The 18,570-nt window shown below is 70.0% G+C and carries 17 protein-coding genes; all 17 read left to right on the top strand.

Annotation, left to right across the window (positions count from 1 at the left end):
* The 17 genes from thrC (at position 1) to atpA (ending at position 18,570) form a co-directional block, all read left to right on the top strand.
* Positions 1–1,116, top strand: coding sequence for a threonine synthase (thrC, locus tag ACFV2X_RS32190; RefSeq protein ID WP_385623262.1), 1,116 nt, complete (start codon positions 1–3; stop codon positions 1,114–1,116).
* Between the two features lie 364 nt (positions 1,117–1,480).
* Entirely contained in the window at positions 1,481–2,395 is a 915-nt protein-coding gene (gene thrB, locus ACFV2X_RS32185) for a homoserine kinase (protein ID WP_385623260.1), read from the top strand.
* 435 nt (positions 2,396–2,830) lie between these two features.
* Positions 2,831–4,990 (top strand): transcription termination factor Rho, encoded by a 2,160-nt coding sequence (gene rho / locus ACFV2X_RS32180; protein ID WP_385623258.1) that lies wholly within the window; start codon positions 2,831–2,833, stop codon positions 4,988–4,990.
* A gap of 314 nt (positions 4,991–5,304) precedes the next feature.
* Positions 5,305–6,399 (top strand): LCP family protein, encoded by a 1,095-nt coding sequence (locus ACFV2X_RS32175; RefSeq protein WP_385623255.1) that lies wholly within the window; start codon positions 5,305–5,307, stop codon positions 6,397–6,399.
* A gap of 201 nt (positions 6,400–6,600) precedes the next feature.
* On the top strand, positions 6,601–6,825 hold the full coding sequence (gene rpmE / locus ACFV2X_RS32170; RefSeq protein ID WP_014176386.1) for a 50S ribosomal protein L31: 225 nt from the start codon (positions 6,601–6,603) through the stop codon (positions 6,823–6,825).
* A gap of 186 nt (positions 6,826–7,011) precedes the next feature.
* Complete coding sequence (gene prfA / locus ACFV2X_RS32165; protein WP_385623254.1) at positions 7,012–8,082, top strand: peptide chain release factor 1; 1,071 nt, start codon at positions 7,012–7,014, stop codon at positions 8,080–8,082.
* A 63-nt stretch (positions 8,083–8,145) separates the two neighbouring features.
* Positions 8,146–8,991, top strand: a complete 846-nt coding sequence (prmC, locus tag ACFV2X_RS32160; protein ID WP_089514210.1) for a peptide chain release factor N(5)-glutamine methyltransferase — start codon at positions 8,146–8,148, stop codon at positions 8,989–8,991.
* Positions 8,992–9,108: 117 nt separating this feature from the next.
* Positions 9,109–9,756 carry an L-threonylcarbamoyladenylate synthase gene (locus tag ACFV2X_RS32155; protein ID WP_385623408.1) on the top strand — a complete coding sequence of 216 codons (648 nt, stop codon included), beginning with the start codon at positions 9,109–9,111 and terminating at the stop codon, positions 9,754–9,756.
* Complete coding sequence (locus ACFV2X_RS32150) at positions 9,753–10,412, top strand: protein-tyrosine-phosphatase (protein WP_385623251.1); 660 nt, start codon at positions 9,753–9,755, stop codon at positions 10,410–10,412. The genes ACFV2X_RS32155 and ACFV2X_RS32150 overlap by 4 nt, the downstream gene beginning before the upstream one ends.
* A 95-nt stretch (positions 10,413–10,507) precedes the next feature.
* Positions 10,508–11,860, top strand: a complete 1,353-nt coding sequence (gene glyA, locus ACFV2X_RS32145) for a serine hydroxymethyltransferase (RefSeq protein ID WP_385623248.1) — start codon at positions 10,508–10,510, stop codon at positions 11,858–11,860.
* Positions 11,861–12,002: 142 nt separating this feature from the next.
* Positions 12,003–13,373 carry an MraY family glycosyltransferase gene (locus ACFV2X_RS32140; protein ID WP_385623245.1) on the top strand — a complete coding sequence of 457 codons (1,371 nt, stop codon included), beginning with the start codon at positions 12,003–12,005 and terminating at the stop codon, positions 13,371–13,373.
* A gap of 243 nt (positions 13,374–13,616) precedes the next feature.
* Positions 13,617–14,072, top strand: a complete 456-nt coding sequence (locus ACFV2X_RS32135) for a hypothetical protein (protein WP_385623405.1) — start codon at positions 13,617–13,619, stop codon at positions 14,070–14,072.
* 264 nt (positions 14,073–14,336) lie between these two features.
* Complete coding sequence (atpB, locus tag ACFV2X_RS32130) at positions 14,337–15,146, top strand: F0F1 ATP synthase subunit A (protein WP_385623242.1); 810 nt, start codon at positions 14,337–14,339, stop codon at positions 15,144–15,146.
* Positions 15,147–15,223: 77 nt separating this feature from the next.
* Complete coding sequence (locus ACFV2X_RS32125; RefSeq protein WP_014176377.1) at positions 15,224–15,472, top strand: ATP synthase subunit C; 249 nt, start codon at positions 15,224–15,226, stop codon at positions 15,470–15,472.
* Positions 15,473–15,512: 40 nt separating this feature from the next.
* The gene (locus ACFV2X_RS32120) at positions 15,513–16,082 is read left to right on the top strand and encodes a F0F1 ATP synthase subunit B (RefSeq protein WP_385623238.1); all 570 of its coding nucleotides are present in this window, start codon (positions 15,513–15,515) and stop codon (positions 16,080–16,082) included.
* The gene (locus ACFV2X_RS32115) at positions 16,079–16,894 is read left to right on the top strand and encodes a F0F1 ATP synthase subunit delta (protein WP_385623235.1); all 816 of its coding nucleotides are present in this window, start codon (positions 16,079–16,081) and stop codon (positions 16,892–16,894) included. The genes ACFV2X_RS32120 and ACFV2X_RS32115 overlap by 4 nt, the downstream gene beginning before the upstream one ends.
* Before the next feature lie 104 nt (positions 16,895–16,998).
* The gene (gene atpA, locus ACFV2X_RS32110; RefSeq protein WP_385623232.1) at positions 16,999–18,570 is read left to right on the top strand and encodes a F0F1 ATP synthase subunit alpha; all 1,572 of its coding nucleotides are present in this window, start codon (positions 16,999–17,001) and stop codon (positions 18,568–18,570) included.

Below are 18,570 nucleotides of genomic sequence, written 5' to 3'. Positions count from 1 at the left end.
ATGAACACTGTCGCTGACGCCGGGCCCGCGATGTCCGGCACCCGCCGCTGGCAGGGCTGGCGGGGCATCATCGAGGAGTACCGCGACCGGCTGCCGGTCAGCGAGACGACCCCCGTCGTCACCCTGCGCGAGGGCGGCACCCCGCTGGTCCCCGCCCAGGTGCTCTCCGAGCGCACCGGCTGCGAGGTGCACCTCAAGGTCGAGGGCGCCAACCCCACCGGGTCCTTCAAGGACCGCGGCATGACCATGGCCATCAGCATGGCCAAGGAGGCCGGCGCCCAGGCCGTCATCTGCGCCTCCACCGGCAACACCTCGGCCTCCGCGGCCGCCTACGCGGTACGGGCCGGAATGGTCTGCGCCGTCCTCGTCCCGCAGGGCAAGATCGCGCTGGGCAAGATGGGCCAGGCCCTGGTCCACGGCTCCAAGATCCTCCAGGTCGACGGCAACTTCGACGACTGCCTGGAGCTGGCCCGCGGGCTGTCCGAGAAGTACCCGGTGGCGCTGGTCAATTCGGTCAACCCGGCCCGTATCGAAGGGCAGAAGACCGCGTCGTTCGAGATCGTCGACATGCTCGGCGACGCGCCCGACATCCATGTGCTGCCGGTCGGCAACGCGGGCAACATCACGGCCTACTGGAAGGGCTACAAGGAGTACGCGACGGACGGCCCGCTCGGCGCGCCCGCCTCCCGTACGCCCCGGATGTGGGGGTTCCAGGCCTCCGGCGCGGCGCCCATCGTGCGCGGTGAGCCGGTCAGGAACCCGAGCACCATCGCCACCGCGATCCGCATCGGCAACCCCGCCTCCTGGGCCTTCGCCGAGCAGGCGCGCGACGAGTCCGGCGGCCTCATCGACGAGGTGACCGACCGTCAAATCCTCGCCGCCTACCGGCTGCTCGCCTCCCAGGAGGGCGTTTTCGTCGAGCCGGCCTCCGCGGCGAGCGTCGCGGGTCTGCTCAAGGCGGCCGAGCAGGGGCTGGTCGACCCCGGCCAGCGCATCGTGTGCACGGTGACCGGAAACGGGCTCAAGGACCCGGACTGGGCGGTGGCGGGCGCGCCGCAGCCGGTCACGGTGCCGGTGGACGCGGACACGGCCGCCGAGCGGCTCGGGCTGGCCTGATTTCCGGTCCCACCAGCCCTGGTTCACGCGGCGCCGGGCGGCGCCGGGGGTACGCCCCCGGGTCGTTGCCCGGCGCCGCGGTTCAAGATCCACTAGAGTGCGGGCGGAGAAGCCCAGGAGCAAGGAGGGCGCGCGGAACGCTCCAGTAGAGTGGGCGCGGACGACGAGAGGGAGCGCGACACGCACCGTGCGCCTCCCGTGCGCCCTATGTCGCCACAGAACCTTCCTTCGATAGGCTGTACTGAATCCGCCCCGACGCAGAGCAGCTGCCTCTGCACGGCGTTGCCGTACTTCCCGGCACGGCCCCCGCGGTGTTCCGTACCTCTTCGAGCAATCCCAGTCACACAAGGAGAGTCATCGAGCGATGGCCGGTCCAGCGTTCCGCGCCGCCGCCGTCCGAGTGCGCGTGCCCGCCACAAGCGCCAACCTCGGTCCCGGCTTCGACGCCCTTGGCCTGGCCCTGGGGCTGTACGACGACGTGGTGGTCCGGGTCGCCGACTCCGGTCTGCACATCGACATCGCGGGTGAGGGCGCCGAGACGCTGCCGCGCGACGAGGACCATCTGCTCGTACGCTCCCTGCGCACCGCCTTCGACCTGCTGGGCGGACAGCCGCGCGGCCTCGAGGTCGTCTGCGCCAACCGGATTCCGCACGGGCGCGGTCTGGGCTCGTCCTCGGCCGCCATCTGCGCCGGGATAGTGGCGGCCCGCGCGGTGACCATAGGCGGCGCCGAGCGGCTCGACGACGCGGCGCTGCTGGAGCTGGCCACCGAGATCGAGGGTCACCCCGACAATGTCGCCGCCTGTCTGCTCGGCGGTTTCACCCTCGCCTGGACGGACGCGGGAGCGGCCCGGGCGATCAGAATGGACCCTTCCGATTCCATCGTTCCGGTGGTCTTCGTGCCCGGTCGGCCGGTGCTCACGGCCACCGCCCGGGGGCTGCTGCCGCGCAACGTCCCGCATGTGGACGCCGCGGTGAACGCGGGGCGCGCCGCGCTGCTGGTGGAGGCGTTGACCAGGCGCCCCGAGCTGCTGCTGGCGGCGACGGAGGACCGGCTGCACCAGGAGTACCGCGCGCCGGCGATGCCCGAGAGCGTGGCGCTGGTGAACCGACTGCGCGCGGACGGTGTCCCCGCGGTCATCTCGGGCGCGGGCCCCACGGTGCTCGCGCTGGTCGAAGACGGTGCGGCCGACAAGGTCGCACGGCTGGCGGGCGAGGGGTGGGCGGCCAACCGGCTGGCTCTCGACGCCGGGGGGGCGAGCGTCCTGCCGCTCACCTGACACCGCGGACGCCCGATACGGCCCAGGCGGGCCTTGGGAGTCCCGAAAAACTCGATAGCCGGTCTTGGAGAGGGGGAATGTTTGTTGGATCCGGTAGTGTTAACCTCAAGTCTGCACTTGATGCCTCATGCTCGGAGTGATCGCCGGGCGGGGAGGCGCAGTGCTCAGTGTCCCCCTCCGGGACCACCCTTCTTCCGGGAGCCTCCCAAACTGCCTGAGCAGCCTGCCTGAGCAGTTCCGAGCACGCTCCGGAGCTCCGGAATGGCGTGATGGATCCAGGCGAAGCCTCCGTCGCGTCGGAACCAATGAATTGATCTCTCCGCCATACCTGGCGGACCACCGCCCCGGCCGGTCCGCACGAGAAGGACACAGCCGGACAGCACAACCGGTCGCCGAGCCAGACAGGCCGACGCCCGCTCCAGGGAAGGACCCTTCGTGAGCGACACCACCGATCTGATGGGCGTGAACGCCTCCGGCACCTCCGACAGCGGTGTCGGCAATGCCGCGCCCGCCACGGACGCTCCCGCCGCGCCTGCCACCGGTGCTGCCACTGGCACTGCCCCGCGGCGACGCCGCTCGGGCACCGGCCTCGACGCCATGGTCCTGGCCGAGCTGCAGCAGCTCGCCTCGAGCCTCGGCATCAGGGGCACCGCGCGGATGCGCAAGAGCCAGCTGATCGAGGTCATCAAGGAGAAGCAGGCCTCCGGCTCCGGCACCTCCGCCGAGGCCGCCCCCGCCGCCGCGGAGGGGGTGACAAAGCCCAAGCGCCGTACGACCTCCAAGGCCCGTACGGGCGAGGACAGCGAGCCGGCCGCGGCCAAGACGGCGGCCACCAAGACCGCCGGCGCCAAGGACGAAGCCGCCGCGAAGGCGGAGAAGGCCACCGCTCAGCAGCAGATCGAGATCCCGGGCCAGCCGGGCGAGCCCGCCGCCGACGAGCAGCCGGCCGACGGGCGCCGCCGCCGGCGGGCCACCGCGCCGGTCACCACCACCGACACGGCCGCCACCGCCACCGCCGTCGAGACCAAGACGGAGACCAAGGCCGAGGCCGCCAAGAGCGAGTCCCGGGCCGACGCCAAGGCCGAGGCCGCTGTTGACACCGCCGAGGGCAAGGGCGCCAAGGGCCAGGACCGGGCCGAGCGCGCCGAGCGCGGCCAGAAGGGCGACCGCCGGGAGCGCGGCGGCCAGCGCGAGCGGGACGGCCGTGAGGGCCGCGACGGCCGCGACGGTCGTGACAGCCGTGACCGCCGCGGCGGCAAGGGCGAGGACGGCGCCGCGCAGGGCGGCGGCCGTCAGCAGCGCGACAGCCGTGGCCAGGGTCAGCAGCGCCCCGGTGCCGACGACATGGACGACGACTTCGACGGCGGACGCCGCGGGCGTCGCGGCCGCTACCGCGACCGCCGTGGCCGCCGTGGCCGCGACGACTTCGGCAACGAGCCGCAGGTGTCCGACGACGACGTCCTGATCCCCGTCGCGGGCATCCTCGACATCCTCGACAACTACGCGTTCATCCGGACCTCCGGCTATCTGCCGGGCCCGAACGATGTGTACGTCTCGCTCGCCCAGGTCCGTAAGAACGGGCTGCGCAAGGGCGACCACGTCACCGGCGCGGTCCGCCAGCCGCGCGAGGGCGAGCGCCGCGAGAAGTTCAACGCGCTGGTCCGCCTCGACTCGGTCAACGGCATGGCGCCCGAAACCGGGCGCGGGCGGCCGGAGTTCGGCAAGCTGACCCCGCTCTACCCGCAGGACCGGCTGCGTCTGGAGACCGAGGCGGGCGGGCTGACGACCCGCATCATCGACCTGGTCGCGCCGATCGGTAAGGGTCAGCGCGGTCTGATCGTGGCCCCGCCGAAGACCGGTAAGACCATGATCATGCAGGCGATCGCCAACGCGATCACCCGCAACAGCCCCGAGTGCCATCTGATGGTCGTCCTCGTCGACGAGCGGCCGGAAGAGGTCACCGATATGCAGCGGTCGGTCAAGGGCGAGGTCATCTCCTCGACCTTCGACCGCCCGGCCGAGGACCACACCACCGTCGCCGAGCTGGCGATCGAGCGGGCCAAGCGCCTGGTCGAGCTGGGTCATGACGTGGTCGTCCTGCTGGACTCGATCACCCGCCTGGGCCGCGCGTACAACCTCGCGGCGCCCGCCTCCGGCCGCATTCTGTCCGGTGGTGTCGACTCGACCGCGCTCTACCCGCCGAAGAAGTTCTTCGGCGCCGCGCGCAACATCGAGGACGGCGGCTCGCTGACCATCCTGGCCACCGCGCTGGTCGAGACCGGGTCGCGGATGGACGAGGTGATCTTCGAGGAGTTCAAGGGCACCGGCAACATGGAGCTCAGGCTCGACCGGAAGCTCGCCGACAAGCGCATCTTCCCGGCGGTCGACGTCGATGCCTCCAGCACCCGCAAGGAGGAGATCCTTCTCGCGCCGGAGGAGCTGAACATCGTCTGGAAGCTGCGCCGGGTGCTGCACGCGCTCGACTCGCAGCAGGCGATCGAGCTGCTTCTGGACAAGATGAAGCAGACGAAGTCGAACGCCGAGTTCCTGATGCAGATCGCCAAGACCACGCCCACCCCGGGCAACGGCGACTGATCAGCGGCGCTCAGCTGATTCACGAGGGCCTTTCCGCTACGGCGGGAAGGCCCTCGTCATGTTGGATGAGATCTGGGCCACATCGGCCGCCACCCCCGCCGACCTGCGCGATCTCCGTCGTACGCGACGAAACTCCAGGTCAGCGGCGCGAGCCCGGTAGGTCGTAGCGAGGTGTGGGCGCCGTGCTCGGTCCCGGAACGGGAGACCTCCATATGCAACCCTGGCGGACGACCTGTCGTCTGTCAGGTCGAATCACGGCGCGAACACGCCAAGTGATGGTGGGGGTACACCGGACAGCGAGGACTGAAGAGGGCATGGCTAAGCACAGGAACACCACACCGCAGGATTCGGCCCCGACGCCCCGCAGCGGACGCCGCAAGGCCCTGATGGGCACGGTGTGGACGCTGGCGACCGTGCTGGTCCTGGGCGGTGCGGGGGCCGGTTATCTGTACTACAAGCTGAACGGCAATATCACCAGCGTCAACATCAACGGCGCCCTCGGCTCCGACCGCCCCAAGAACGTCGACAACGGCTCCATGGACATATTGGTCCTCGGCTCCGACTCGCGCGCCGGCCAGAACGCCAAGTACGGCACCGACGAGGGCACCTCCCGCTCCGACACCGCGATGGTCGTGCACGTCTACAAGGGCCGTGAGAAGGCCAGCGTCGTCAGCATCCCGCGCGACACCCTGATCCGCCGCCCCGTCTGCACCAAGGACGGCGAGAAGGTCCCCGCGCAGCGTCTGGCGATGTTCAACTCCGCGTACGAGGTCGGCGGCCCGGCCTGCGCCGTCAAGACCGTCGAGTCGATGACCGGCATCCGCATGGACCACTACCTCGAGGTCGACTTCTCCGGCTTCAAGCACCTCATAGACCAGCTCGGCGGCGTGGACATCACCACCACCCAGCCGATCCACGACGCCAAGAGCCACCTCGACCTGGAGCCCGGAAAGCACACTCTCAACGGCGAGCAGTCCCTCGGCCTGGTGCGCACCCGGCACGCCGTCGGCGACGGCAGCGACCTCGGCCGGATCAAGCTCCAGCAGGCGTTCATCAAGGCGCTGCTCGACCAGATCAAGTCCGTGGACCTGTTCAGCAGCCCGAAGAAGCTCTACGACCTCGCCGACACCTCCACCAAGGCGCTGACCACCGACTCCGAGCTGGCCTCCGTCAACAAGCTGCGCGGCTTCGCCGAGGATCTGAAGGGCATCGACTCCAAGGACATGCACATGGTGACGCTGCCCGTGCAGTACGACCCGAACGACCCCAACCGCGTACTGCCGATCGACACCAAGGCCCGGCAGGTCTGGCGGGCGCTGCGCTGGGACAAGCCGATTCCGGCGTCCGCGACCAAAGGCTCGGCGGGGGACGCGACCGGCGACGCCGGCAAGGTCGTCCAGAATCCCTGACGTCCACGTATCCGTGACGCCCACCTATCCCTGACACCCGCATACGGGCTCTTTGCCCCTCATCCCAGCCCTGGGAATATCTGGGCCCTACCCCCGGTTTTGGGGGATGCGGCCAGTCCTGGCAGACTGGTTCGTCGGCCCCGGTTCACGTCAGGCAACCCGCCTGTCGACCCGGTGCCCTCCCGAACCTAGGAGAATCCCTTGAAGCGCGACATTCACCCGGAGTACGTCGAGACGCAGGTCAGCTGCACCTGCGGCGCCTCCTTCACGACCCGTAGCACCGTGGCGGGCGGCACCATCCGTGCCGACATCTGCTCCGAGTGCCACCCGTTCTACACGGGCAAGCAGAAGATCCTCGACACCGGTGGCCGCGTGGCGCGGTTCGAGGCCCGCTTCGGCAAGAACGCCGGGTCCGCCAAGAAGTAGCGACCCGCACGGCGCCGGTCTCAGGTCGCCCCTTCCCTGGGGCGGCCGGACCGGCGTTTTGTCGTCACGGCTTCTCGTCCCGGCTTCTCGTCACGGCCTGTCATTACGGCTGACGTACGGCCGGTCGTGATGGCCTTACGGCACCCCACCCCCACGCAGCCCATTCCACGCAACCAGGAGCCCTTGATGTTCGAGGCGGTCGAGGAACTGATCGGCGAACACGCCGACCTCGAGAAGCGGCTCGCCGACCCCGCGGTCCACGCCGACCAGCGCGAGGCGATGCGGCTCAACAAGCGCTACGCCGAGCTGACCCCGATCGTCGGCACGTACCGCTCCTGGAAGCAGACCGGGGAAGACATCGAGACCGCGCGCGAGCTGGCCCAGCTCGACGCGGACTTCGCCGATGAGGTCAAGGAGCTGGAGGCGCGGCGCGAGGAGCTGACCGACCGGCTGCGGCTGCTGCTGGTCCCGCGCGACCCCAGCGACGACAAGGACGTGATCCTCGAGGTCAAGGCCGGCGAGGGCGGCGAGGAGTCCGCGCTGTTCGCGGGCGATCTGCTGCGGATGTATCTGCGCTACGCCGAGCGCGTCGGCTGGAAGACCGAGATCATCGACGCCAACGAGTCCGACCTCGGCGGCTACAAGGACGTCCAGGTCGCGGTGAAGGCCAAGAGCAACGCGGAGCCCGGCCAGGGGGTGTGGGCCCGACTGAAGTACGAGGGCGGGGTGCACCGCGTACAGCGGGTGCCCGCCACCGAGTCGCAGGGCCGTATCCACACCTCCGCCGCCGGTGTGCTGGTCACCCCGGAGGCCGAGGAGGTCGAGGTCGAGATCAGCCAGAACGACCTGCGGATCGACGTCTACCGCTCCTCGGGCCCCGGCGGCCAGTCGGTCAACACCACCGACTCCGCCGTGCGCATCACCCACCTGCCCACCGGCATCGTGGTCTCCTGCCAGAACGAGAAGAGCCAGCTCCAGAACAAGGAGCAGGCGCTGCGCATCCTGCGCTCGCGGCTGCTGGCCGCGGCCCAGGAGGAGGCCGAGCGGGAGGCGTCGGACGCGCGGCGCAGCCAGGTACGCACGGTGGACCGGTCCGAACGCATCCGCACCTACAACTTTCCGGAAAACCGGATCTCGGACCACCGGGTCGGCTTCAAGGCGTACAACTTGGACCAGGTGCTCGACGGCGAACTCGATCCGGTCATCCAGGCGTGCGTCGACGCCGACGCGGCCGCAAAGCTCGCGGCCGCGCAGTAAGGCCACACCCCCAAGGGAAGGCCCGTAGCCTTAGCCTTTGTCCGGACCGGCTGGAGGAATTCAGTGAATGTGCTGCTCGCCGAGGTGGCGCAGGCCACCCAGCGGCTGGCCGACGCCGGCGTGCCGTCTCCGCGCTTCGACGCGGAGGAGCTGGCCGCCTTTGTGCACGGCGTCAAGCGGGGTGAGCTGCACGGTGTCGCCGACGCCGACTTCGACGCCCGCTACTGGGAGGCCGTAGCCCGCCGGGAGGCCCGCGAGCCCCTGCAGCACATCACCGGGCGCGCCTTCTTCCGCTATCTGGAGCTCCAGGTCGGCCCCGGCGTCTTCGTGCCGCGCCCGGAGACCGAGTCGGTCGTCGGCTGGGCCATAGACGCGGTACGTGCCATGGACGTCGTCGAACCGCTGATCGTCGACCTGTGCTCGGGCTCCGGGGCGATCGCCCTCGCGCTGGCCCAGGAGGTGCCGCGGTCGCGGGTGCACGCCGTGGAGCTGGACGAGGGCGCCCTGCGGTGGGCCCGTAAGAACGTCGAGGGGTCCCGCGTCGTTCTCCACCAGGGGGACGCGCTGACGGCCCTGCCCGAGCTCGACGGACAGGTGGACCTGGTGATCAGCAACCCGCCGTACATCCCGCTGACCGAGTGGGAGTACGTCGCGCCCGAGGCCCGCGACCACGACCCGCAGCTGGCGCTGTTCTCCGGCGAGGACGGCCTCGATGTGATCCGCGGCCTGGAGCGCACCGCCCACCGGCTGCTGCGCCACGGCGGGGTCGTGGTCATCGAGCACGCCGACACCCAGGGCGGCCAGGTGCCGTGGATCTTCACCGAGGAGCGTGGCTGGGCGGACGCCGCCGACCACCCCGACCTGAACAAGCGGCCCCGCTTCGCCACGGCGCGGAAGGCCATGCCGTGACGCGGGCGGATGGCGTGACCTCGGCGCATGGCGCGACCCCGGCGGACGGGCCCTGTGGGCGGAAAGTAGCGATCCGGTGACGCACCGCACTGCCGGATACCCAGCGAAGGAGAAATGATGGCACGGCGATACGACTGCGGCGACCCGACCGACCGCAAGACCGGCCTGCGTGAGGCCGCGTCCGCCGTCCGCCGCGGCGAGCTGGTCGTGCTGCCCACCGACACCGTCTACGGCATCGGTGCGGACGCCTTCAACGCCGAGGCCGTCGGCGATCTGCTGGAGGCCAAGGGCCGCGGCCGCAATATGCCGACCCCCGTCCTCGTCGGCTCCCCGAACACCCTGCACGGCCTGGTCACCGACCTGTCCGAGCAGGCGTGGGAGCTCGTGGACGCCTTCTGGCCGGGCGCGCTCACCCTGGTCGCCCGGCACCAGCCGTCGCTCACCTGGGATCTGGGGGAGACCCGCGGCACGGTCGCGGTCCGGATGCCGCTGCACCCGGTCGCGATCGAGCTGCTGAACGACTTCGGCCCGATGGCGGTCTCCAGCGCCAACCTCACCGGCCACCCCTCGCCGCAGGACTGCGACGCGGCCCAGGACATGCTCGGCGACTCGGTCTCGGTCTATCTCGACGGCGGGCCGACCCCCGCCGCCGTCCCGTCCTCCATCGTCGATGTGACCGCCAAGGTGCCGGTCCTGCTGCGCGCGGGCGCCCTGAGCGCCGAGCAGCTGCGGGAGGTCGTACCCGACCTCGAGGTGGCCAATTGACAGCCCCTGAGGGGCGTGGCATAGCGGAACACCGTCACCACAGCGCCGAACACGTCTTCCGCATCCTCCACGTCAGCACCGGCAACGTCTGCCGCTCGCCGATCACCGAGCGGCTGACCCGGCACGCCCTCGCGCACCGTCTGGGCAGCGAGCGCACCAGCGGGCTGATCGTGGAGAGCGCCGGGACCTGGGGCCACGAGGGCGCGCCCATGGAGGCGCACGCCGCCACCGTCCTGACCGACTTCGGCGCCGACCCGGCCGGCTTCCTCGGCCGTGAACTGCTCGACGAGCACGTCATCCGCGCCGACCTCGTCCTCACCGCCACCCGCGACCACCGCGCCCAGGTCATCTCCATGGGGCATTCGGCGGGGCTGCGCACCTTCACGCTCAAGGAGTTCACCCGGCTGGTACGGGCCATAGACCCGGCGACGCTGCCCGACCCGGAAGAGGCGGGCGGCGTGGTCGACCGGGCCCGCGCCCTGGTCCAGGCGGCCGCCGCGCTGCGCGGCTGGCTGCTGGCGCCGACCGAGGAGGCGGACGAGGTGCACGATCCGTACGGCGCGCCGATCACCTTCTTCCGCTCCATCGGCGACGAGATCCACGAGGCCCTGGAGCCCGTGGTGACGGCCCTGACGGGGGTGCCCGCTCCCGCGTAGCCCCAGGCCGGGCCCGGGCCTACATTGGGAAGACGCAATAACGCTCGCCCTCCCGCACCACCCGGGCCTGTTCTACCTGAGGCTGTGAGCTAGCGATGGCCGCTACCCCCGCGCCGCCGCGCGGCAACCCGGCCGGGCAGACCGGCCACGCCGGCCGCACCGGTCAGGCCGGTGTGATCCGTACGGCCAATGCCTCCTGGGAACCCGACTTCGACGCGCTGCGCCGGCAGGACCCCGATATCGCCGGGATCGTCCTGGGCGAGCTGGACCGCGTCAGGGGCGGACTGCAGCTGATCGCCGCGGAGAACTTCACCTCCCGGGCCGTGCTCACCGCCCTGGCCTCGCCGCTGGCCAACAAGTACGCCGAGGGCTACCCGGGCGCCCGATTCCACGGCGGATGCGAGCTGGTCGACGTCGCCGAGCGGATCGCCATGGACCGGGCGAAGGCCCTGTTCGGCGCGGAGCATGCCAATGTGCAGCCGCACTCGGGCTCCTCCGCGGTGCTCGCCGCGTACGCCGCGCTGCTGCGGCCCGGCGACCCGGTGATGGCGATGGCGCTGGCGCACGGCGGACATCTCACCCATGGCTCCCCGGCCAACTTCTCCGGCCGCTGGTTCGACTTCATCGGCTACGGCGTCGACCCGCACACCGGACTGATCGACTACGAGCAACTGCGCGACCTGGCGCGGGCCCACCGCCCCAAGGCGATCGTCTGCGGCTCGATCTCCTACCCCCGCCACCTGGACTACGCGGCGTTCCGGGAGATCGCCGACGAGGTAGGCGCGTATCTGATCGCGGACGCCGCCCACCCCATCGGCCTGGTGGCCGGGAAGGCCGCGCCCAATCCGGTGCCGTACGCCGATGTGGTGTGCGCGACCACACACAAGGTGCTGCGCGGGCCCCGCGGCGGGATGGTGCTGTGCGGTGCGGACCTCGCCGAGCGGGTCGACCGCGCGGTCTTCCCGTTTTCGCAGGGCGGCGCGCAGATGCACGCCGTCGCCGCCAAGGCCGTCGCGTTCGCCGAGGCCGCGCAGCCCGCCTTCACCGCGTACGCCCACCGGGTCGTCGCCAACGCCCATGCGCTGGTCGACGCCCTGGCCGCCGAGGGCATCCCGGTGATCACCGGCGGCACCGACACCCATCTGATCATCGCCGACCCCGCCCCCCTGGGCCTGGACGGCCCCGCCGCCCGGGCCCGCTGCGCCGCGGCGGGCATCGTGCTGGACAGCTGCGCCGTGGCGTCCGCGACCGAGCCGGGCGGCTGCGTCAAGGGCATCCGGCTGGGCACCGCGGCGGTGACCACACAGGGGATGGGGACGGACGAGATGGCGCGCATCGCCCAGCTGCTCATGGTGGCGCTGCGGGAGAAGGAGACCTCGCAGCGGCTGCGGGAACTGCGGGCCGAGGTCAGGGAGTTGGCGACGGCGTTCGCACCTTACTCCGACTGATTTGCTCCGACTGAGATTGCGGAGCCGGAATGGGCGGAACCGACTCAAGGACGGACAACGTCCTCGTCGATGGCCCGTCTCACTGGTCGGAGGGGGCTAGTGTGTGTTGCTGAGATGGCCAGCGACATCTGTGGGGCAGTCTGTGCGTGAATATCTGCTGACTCTGTGCATCACGGCCGCGGTCACCTATCTGCTGACCGGGCCGGTTCGGAAGTTCGCCATCGTGGCGGGCGCGATGCCGGAGATCCGCGCGCGCGATGTGCACCGCGAGCCCACACCGCGGCTCGGTGGTATCGCGATGTTCGGCGGGCTGTGCGCGGGGTTGCTGGTCGCCGCCCATCTCACCAACCTCAAGGGCGTCTTCGAGCTGTCCAACGAGCCGCGTGCGCTGCTGTCCGGGGCCGGGCTGATCTGGCTGCTGGGCGTGCTGGACGACAAGTGGGGCGTGGACGCGCTGATCAAGCTGGGCGGCCAGATGATCGCCGCGGGCGTGATGGTGCTCCAGGGCCTCACCATCCTCTGGCTGCCGGTGCCCGGCGTGGGCCCGGTCTCGCTGACCCCCTGGCAGGGCACGCTGCTCACGGTCGCGCTGGTGGTGATCACCATCAACGCGGTGAACTTCGTGGACGGTCTGGACGGTCTGGCCTCGGGCATGGTGTGCATCGCGGCCGCGGCGTTCTTCATGTACGCGTACCGCATCTGGTACGGCTACGGCCTGGAGGCGGCCGCCCCCGCGACCCTGTTCGCCGCCATTCTGATGGGGATGTGCCTGGGCTTTCTGCCGCACAACATCCACCCGGCCCGGATCTTCATGGGCGACTCCGGCTCGATGCTCATCGGCCTGGTGCTGGCGGCCGGCGCGATCTCGATCACCGGTCAGGTGGACCCGGACGCGATGAAGCTGTTCGCCGGCTCGGAGACCGCCGCGGTGCACGCCACCGTCCCGGTCTACATTCCGCTGCTGCTGCCGCTGACCGTGATCGCGGTGCCGTTCGCCGATCTGGTGCTGGCCATCGTCCGCCGTACTTGGCGGGGCCAGTCGCCGTTCGCCGCGGACCGCGGCCATCTGCACCACCGGCTGCTGGAGATCGGCCACTCGCACAGCCGCGCGGTGCTGATCATGTACTTCTGGTCGGCGCTGATCGCGTTCGGCGCCGTGGCGTACTCGGTGAACTCGGTCAGCATGTGGTTCGTGCTCTCGATCGTGGGGCTGAGCGCGGTGGGCCTGGTCCTGCTGCTCCTGCCGCGGTTCACCCCGCGGGTGCCGCACTGGGCGGAGGGCTTCGTTCCGCCTCGGTACCGCCGCCGCCGGAACCGGATCGCCGCGGCCGCGCGGGAGGTCGCACCGGAGGGGTCGGCCGGAGCGCCGGGGTGTGATGCGGCGGCCGAGCCGGTGGGCCGGGTCCCGGCCGGGGTCAATGGGGCCACCGCGATCGGCGACCGCTCCCGGTTCACTCAGCAGGGGGCAACTCCCAGCGGTGGCTGGGAGGGGAAGATCCGTAGCTCTCGGTAGCGGGCTTATTCGGCGACCATCGCCGTCAATGTGAGATATGCTCCTTAACCCTCCCGTGTGATGTGCAGCACATCCGGCAGGTAAAGACCTCATCAAATAGTTTGTGATACCGTTCACGAAAACCCGGTGCCAGAGCCGAAGGGCCGTAGTGCGACTGTCCTTCGTCGTGAGGTTCCTTTGATCCCCGGGGATACGCTCGTCAACGACGAACCGTTGCTTCCGACTCTTGCCGGAGAACCCTTCATGCAGTCCAACGACGCCCGAACGCTCCTGCAGTGTGCCGTGCCCACCGCAGTCGTCGGCGCCGCCGCCATCGCTGTCGGCGCCGTACTCGCCGGTGGCAAGGGCGCGTTGGGGGCCGCGGTCGGGGCGATTCTGGTGATCGCGCTGATGACGATCGACCTGATCGTGCTGATGCGGACCGCCAGCAAGCTTCCGCAGATCTTCCAGATGATGGGTCTCGCGCTCTACGCCGTGCAGTTCCTGCTGATGGCGGTGTTCCTCGGCATCTTCAAGGACACCACCCTGTTCAACACCAGGGCCTTCGCCTTCTCGCTGCTCGCCGCGACGCTGATGTGGATCACCGCGCAGACCCGTGCGCACATGAAGGCCAAGATCTTCTACGTGCAGCCGGAGTCCGAAGACGAACGGACCCCGGCGGGGGAGAAGAAGGTTTCTCCCGCCGGGTCCCCATCGTGATCTGTAGGGCCGGTATAAGGGCACGTCCGCTCACCTGCTATCGTCCGGTGCCATCTGAGGCACAGCGGGCGCAGGTGGCTGAACCCCCGGATTCCACGGGACGGAATCGGCGGCCCATGCAGCTGCTGCCCACCGACCACACCGGACTTGTGCCGACAAGCCGCCCCCACATTCGCAAGACCAGTCCAGTGCCGTTCCGCGGCCATGCGCCGCGCCGACACAACGAGGTTGCCGTACCCATGCGCCACGCTGAAGGAGCTCGCGGTGAGTCCTGACCAGACACTCGCCTTCGAGACCGATTGCCACATCTTCGACGGGTGCGGCTTCCCGGCCCCAGGGCTCCACTCATTCACGTTCGAGCCGATCGCCACCATTGGCGGCTTCGAGTTCACCAAGCCGGTTCTGCTGGCTCTGCTGGGCACCGTGGTCGTGATGGTCTTCTTCTGGGCCGCCTTCGGCAAGGCCAAGATCGTCCCCGGCAAGCTGCAGATGATCGGCGAGGCGGGCTACGACTTCGTGCGCCGCGGTGTCGTCTACGAGGCCCTGGGCAAGAAGGAGGGCGACAAGTACGTCCCCCTCATGGTCTCGCTGTTCTTCTTCATCTGGATGATGAACCTCTGGTCGGTCATCCCGCTCGCCCAGTTCCCGGTGACGTCGATCATCGCCTTCCCGGCCGGCCTCGCCGCGATCGTCTACATCCTGTGGGTCAGCCTGACCTTCAGGAAGCACGGTTTCGTCGGCGGCTGGAAGAACATCACCGGCTACGACAAGTCGCTGGGCGCGGTGCTGCCGCTGGTCATGGTCCTGGAGACCTTCTCCAACCTGCTCATCCGGCCGTTCACCCACGCCGTCCGGCTCTTCGCCAACATGTTCGCCGGGCACATCCTGCTGCTGATCTTCACGATCGCCAGCTGGTACCTGCTGAACGGCATCGGCATCGCCTACGCCAGCGTCTCGTTCGTGATGGTCATCCTGCTGACCATGTTCGAGCTGTTCATCCAGGCCCTTCAGGCATACGTCTTCGTCCTGCTGGCCTGCACCTACATCCAGGGCGCTCTCGCCGAGCACCACTGAGACCCCAGCCAGCCCCGTCCTAAAAGGCGTCCGGTGGCCAACCCCCACCGGTCCGTGAAAGAGAAGGAAGAATCGGCATGTCCGCTCTCCAGACGACCCTCGCCGCTGTCGAGCTCAAGGGCAACCTCGGCTCGATCGGCTACGGCCTCGCGGCCATCGGCCCCGGCGTCGGCGTCGGCATCATCTTCGGTAACGGCACCCAGGCGCTGGCCCGTCAGCCCGAGGCGGCCGGTCTGATCCGCGCCAACCAGATCCTCGGCTTCGTTCTCTGTGAGGCGCTCGCCCTGATCGGTCTGGTCATGCCGTTCGTCTACCCGACCAAGTGACCGCGGCGAACAACCGGTCCAACGGACGAAAGGCAATGATGTGAACGCCTTGACATTCCTGGCGGCTGACGAACCGGAGAACCCGCTTCTCCCGCCGATCCCAGAGCTCGTCATCGGCCTCATCGCCTTCGCCATCGTCTTCTTCTTCTTCGCCAAGAAGCTCCTCCCGAACATCAACCGGGTTCTGGACGAGCGCCGTGCGGCGATCGAGGGCGGCATGGAGGAGGCCGAGGCCCGTAAGGCCGAGGCCCAGCAGGTCCTCGAGGACTACCGCGCTCAGCTCGCCGACGCTCGTCACGAGGCCGCGCGGCTGCGCCAGGAGGCGCAGGAGCAGGGCGCCGCGCTCATCGCCGAGATGCGCGCGGAGGGTCAGCGGCAGCGTGAGGAGATCATCGCCGCGGGCCACGCCCAGATCGAGGCCGACCGCAAGCAGGCGGCGCAGACGCTGCGCCAGGACGTGGGCAAGCTCGCCACCGACCTGGCCGGCAAGCTCGTCGGCGAGTCCCTGGAGGACGTCGCCCGGCAGAGCCGCGTGATCGACCGGTTCCTCGATGAGCTCGAGACGAAGGCCGACGCCGCGGCCGAGACGAAGGCCGAGGCCGGCCGATGAACGGAGCGAGCCGCGAGGCACTGGCCGCAGCGCGCGAGCGCTTCGACGCGCTGACGGACAGCACCTCCGTCGACGCCACGAAGCTCGCGGACGAGCTGGCCGCCGTCACCGCGCTGCTCGACCGCGAGGTCTCGCTGCGCCGGGTCCTCACCGACCCGGCGCAGCCCGGCGAGGCCAAGGCCGAGCTGGCCGCGCGCCTGCTGTCCGGCCAGGTCGGTGGCGAGACCATCGACCTGGTCTCCGGCATGGTCCGGTCCCGCTGGTCGCGCTCGCGCGACCTGGTGGACTCCATCGAGGAGCTGGCGTCCGCCGCCGACCTCGTGGCGGCCCAGCGGGCCGGCGCCCTCGACGGTGTGGAGGACGAGCTGTTCCGGTTCGGCCGGATCATCTCCTCGTCCACCGAGCTGCGGTCGGCGCTGACCGACCGGGTCGCCACCACCGCGGCGAAGGTCACACTGGTGCGCGAGCTGCTGGGCGGCCGGGTCAATCCGGCCACCGAGCGGCTGGTCGCGCGTCTTGTGGCCCAGCCGCGGGGACGTAGCCTGGAAGCGGGGCTGGACGGCCTCTCGCGGCTCGCCGCGGCCCGCCGCGACCGCCTGGTCGCGGTGGTGACCTCGGCCGTGCCGCTCAGCGACCAGCACAAGCAGCGTCTCGGTGCGGCTCTGGCGAAGCTGTACGGCCACAAGGTGCACCTCAACCTGGACGTGGACCCCGAGGTCCTCGGCGGGATCGAGGTACGCGTCGGCGACGAGATCATCGACGGCACCATCGCCGACCGCCTGGGCGAGGCGGCCCGGCGGATGGCCGGCTGACCCAGGCCGAACCAACTCAAAAGCCAACTCAACAAGCATGTAAGCGGCCCGAGTTGGGCCGTGGTCAGATACTTCGGGCCCAACAAGGAGAGCAGGGAACCCAGATGGCGGAGCTCACGATCCGGCCGGAGGAGATCCGGGACGCGCTGGAGAACTTTGTCCAGGCGTACAAGCCGGACGCGGCCTCGCGCGAGGAGGTCGGTACGGTCACCGTGGCCGGCGACGGCATCGCGAAGGTCGAAGGTCTTCCCTCGGCCATGGCGAACGAGCTGCTGAAGTTCGAGGACGGCACCCTCGGCCTCGCGCTCAACCTGGAAGAGCGCGAGATCGGCGCGGTCGTCCTCGGTGAGTTCAGCGGCATCGAGGAGGGCCAGCAGGTGCAGCGCACCGGCGAGGTGCTCTCGGTAGCCGTCGGCGAGGGCTACCTCGGCCGCGTCGTCGACCCGCTGGGCAACCCGATCGACGGCCTCGGCGAGATCGAGACCGAGGGCCGCCGAGCCCTCGAGCTGCAGGCCCCCACGGTCATGCAGCGCAAGTCGGTGCACGAGCCGATGGAGACCGGCTACAAGGCCGTCGACGCGATGACCCCGATCGGCCGTGGCCAGCGTCAGCTGATCATCGGCGACCGGCAGACCGGCAAGACCGCGCTGGCCGTCGACACGATCATCAACCAGCGCGACAACTGGCGCTCGGGCGACCCCAAGAAGCAGGTCCGCTGCATCTACGTCGCCATCGGCCAGAAGGGCTCCACCATCGCCGGCGTGCGCGGCGCGCTGGAGGAGGCAGGCGCCCTGGAGTACACGACGATCGTCGCCGCCCCGGCGTCCGACCCGGCGGGCTTCAAGTACCTGGCCCCCTACACCGGCTCGGCCATCGGCCAGCACTGGATGTACCAGGGCAAGCACGTCCTGATCGTCTTCGACGACCTGTCCAAGCAGGCCGACGCCTACCGCGCCGTCTCGCTGCTGCTGCGCCGCCCGCCGGGCCGCGAGGCGTACCCCGGTGACGTCTTCTACCTGCACTCCCGGCTGCTGGAGCGCTGCGCCAAGCTCTCCGACGACATGGGTTCCGGCTCGATGACCGGTCTGCCGATCGTCGAGACCAAGGCCAACGACGTCTCGGCGTTCATCCCGACCAACGTCATCTCCATCACCGACGGCCAGTGCTTCCTGGAGTCCGACCTGTTCAACGCCGGCCAGCGCCCGGCTCTGAACGTTGGTATCTCGGTCTCCCGAGTCGGCGGCTCCGCCCAGCACCGGGCCATCCGGCAGGTCTCCGGCCGGCTCCGGGTGGACCTCGCCCAGTTCCGTGAGCTCGAGGCGTTCGCCGCCTTCGGCTCCGACCTGGACGCGGCCTCCAAGGCTTCGCTGGAGCGCGGTTCGCGCATGGTCGAGCTGCTCAAGCAGTCGCAGTACGCCCCGTACGCCACCGAGGACCAGGTCGTCTCCATCTGGTCCGGCACCACCGGCAAGATGGACGACGTGCCGGTCGAGGACATCCGCCGCTTCGAGCGCGAGCTGCTGGACTATCTGCACCGTGAGCACAAGGGCCTGATGACCAGCATCGTCGAGGGCGGCAAGATGTCCGACGACACCATCGGCGCGCTGGGCGAGGCCGTGGACAGCTTCAAGCGCCAGTTCGAGACCTCGGACGGCAAGCTGCTGGGCGAGGGCTGA

The organism is Streptomyces sp. NPDC059679, from assembly GCF_042734105.1.
Lineage (GTDB): Bacteria > Actinomycetota > Actinomycetes > Streptomycetales > Streptomycetaceae > Streptomyces.
The sequence above is the reverse complement of the archived record's forward strand: the minus strand, read 5'-3'. Positions and strand labels throughout refer to the sequence as shown.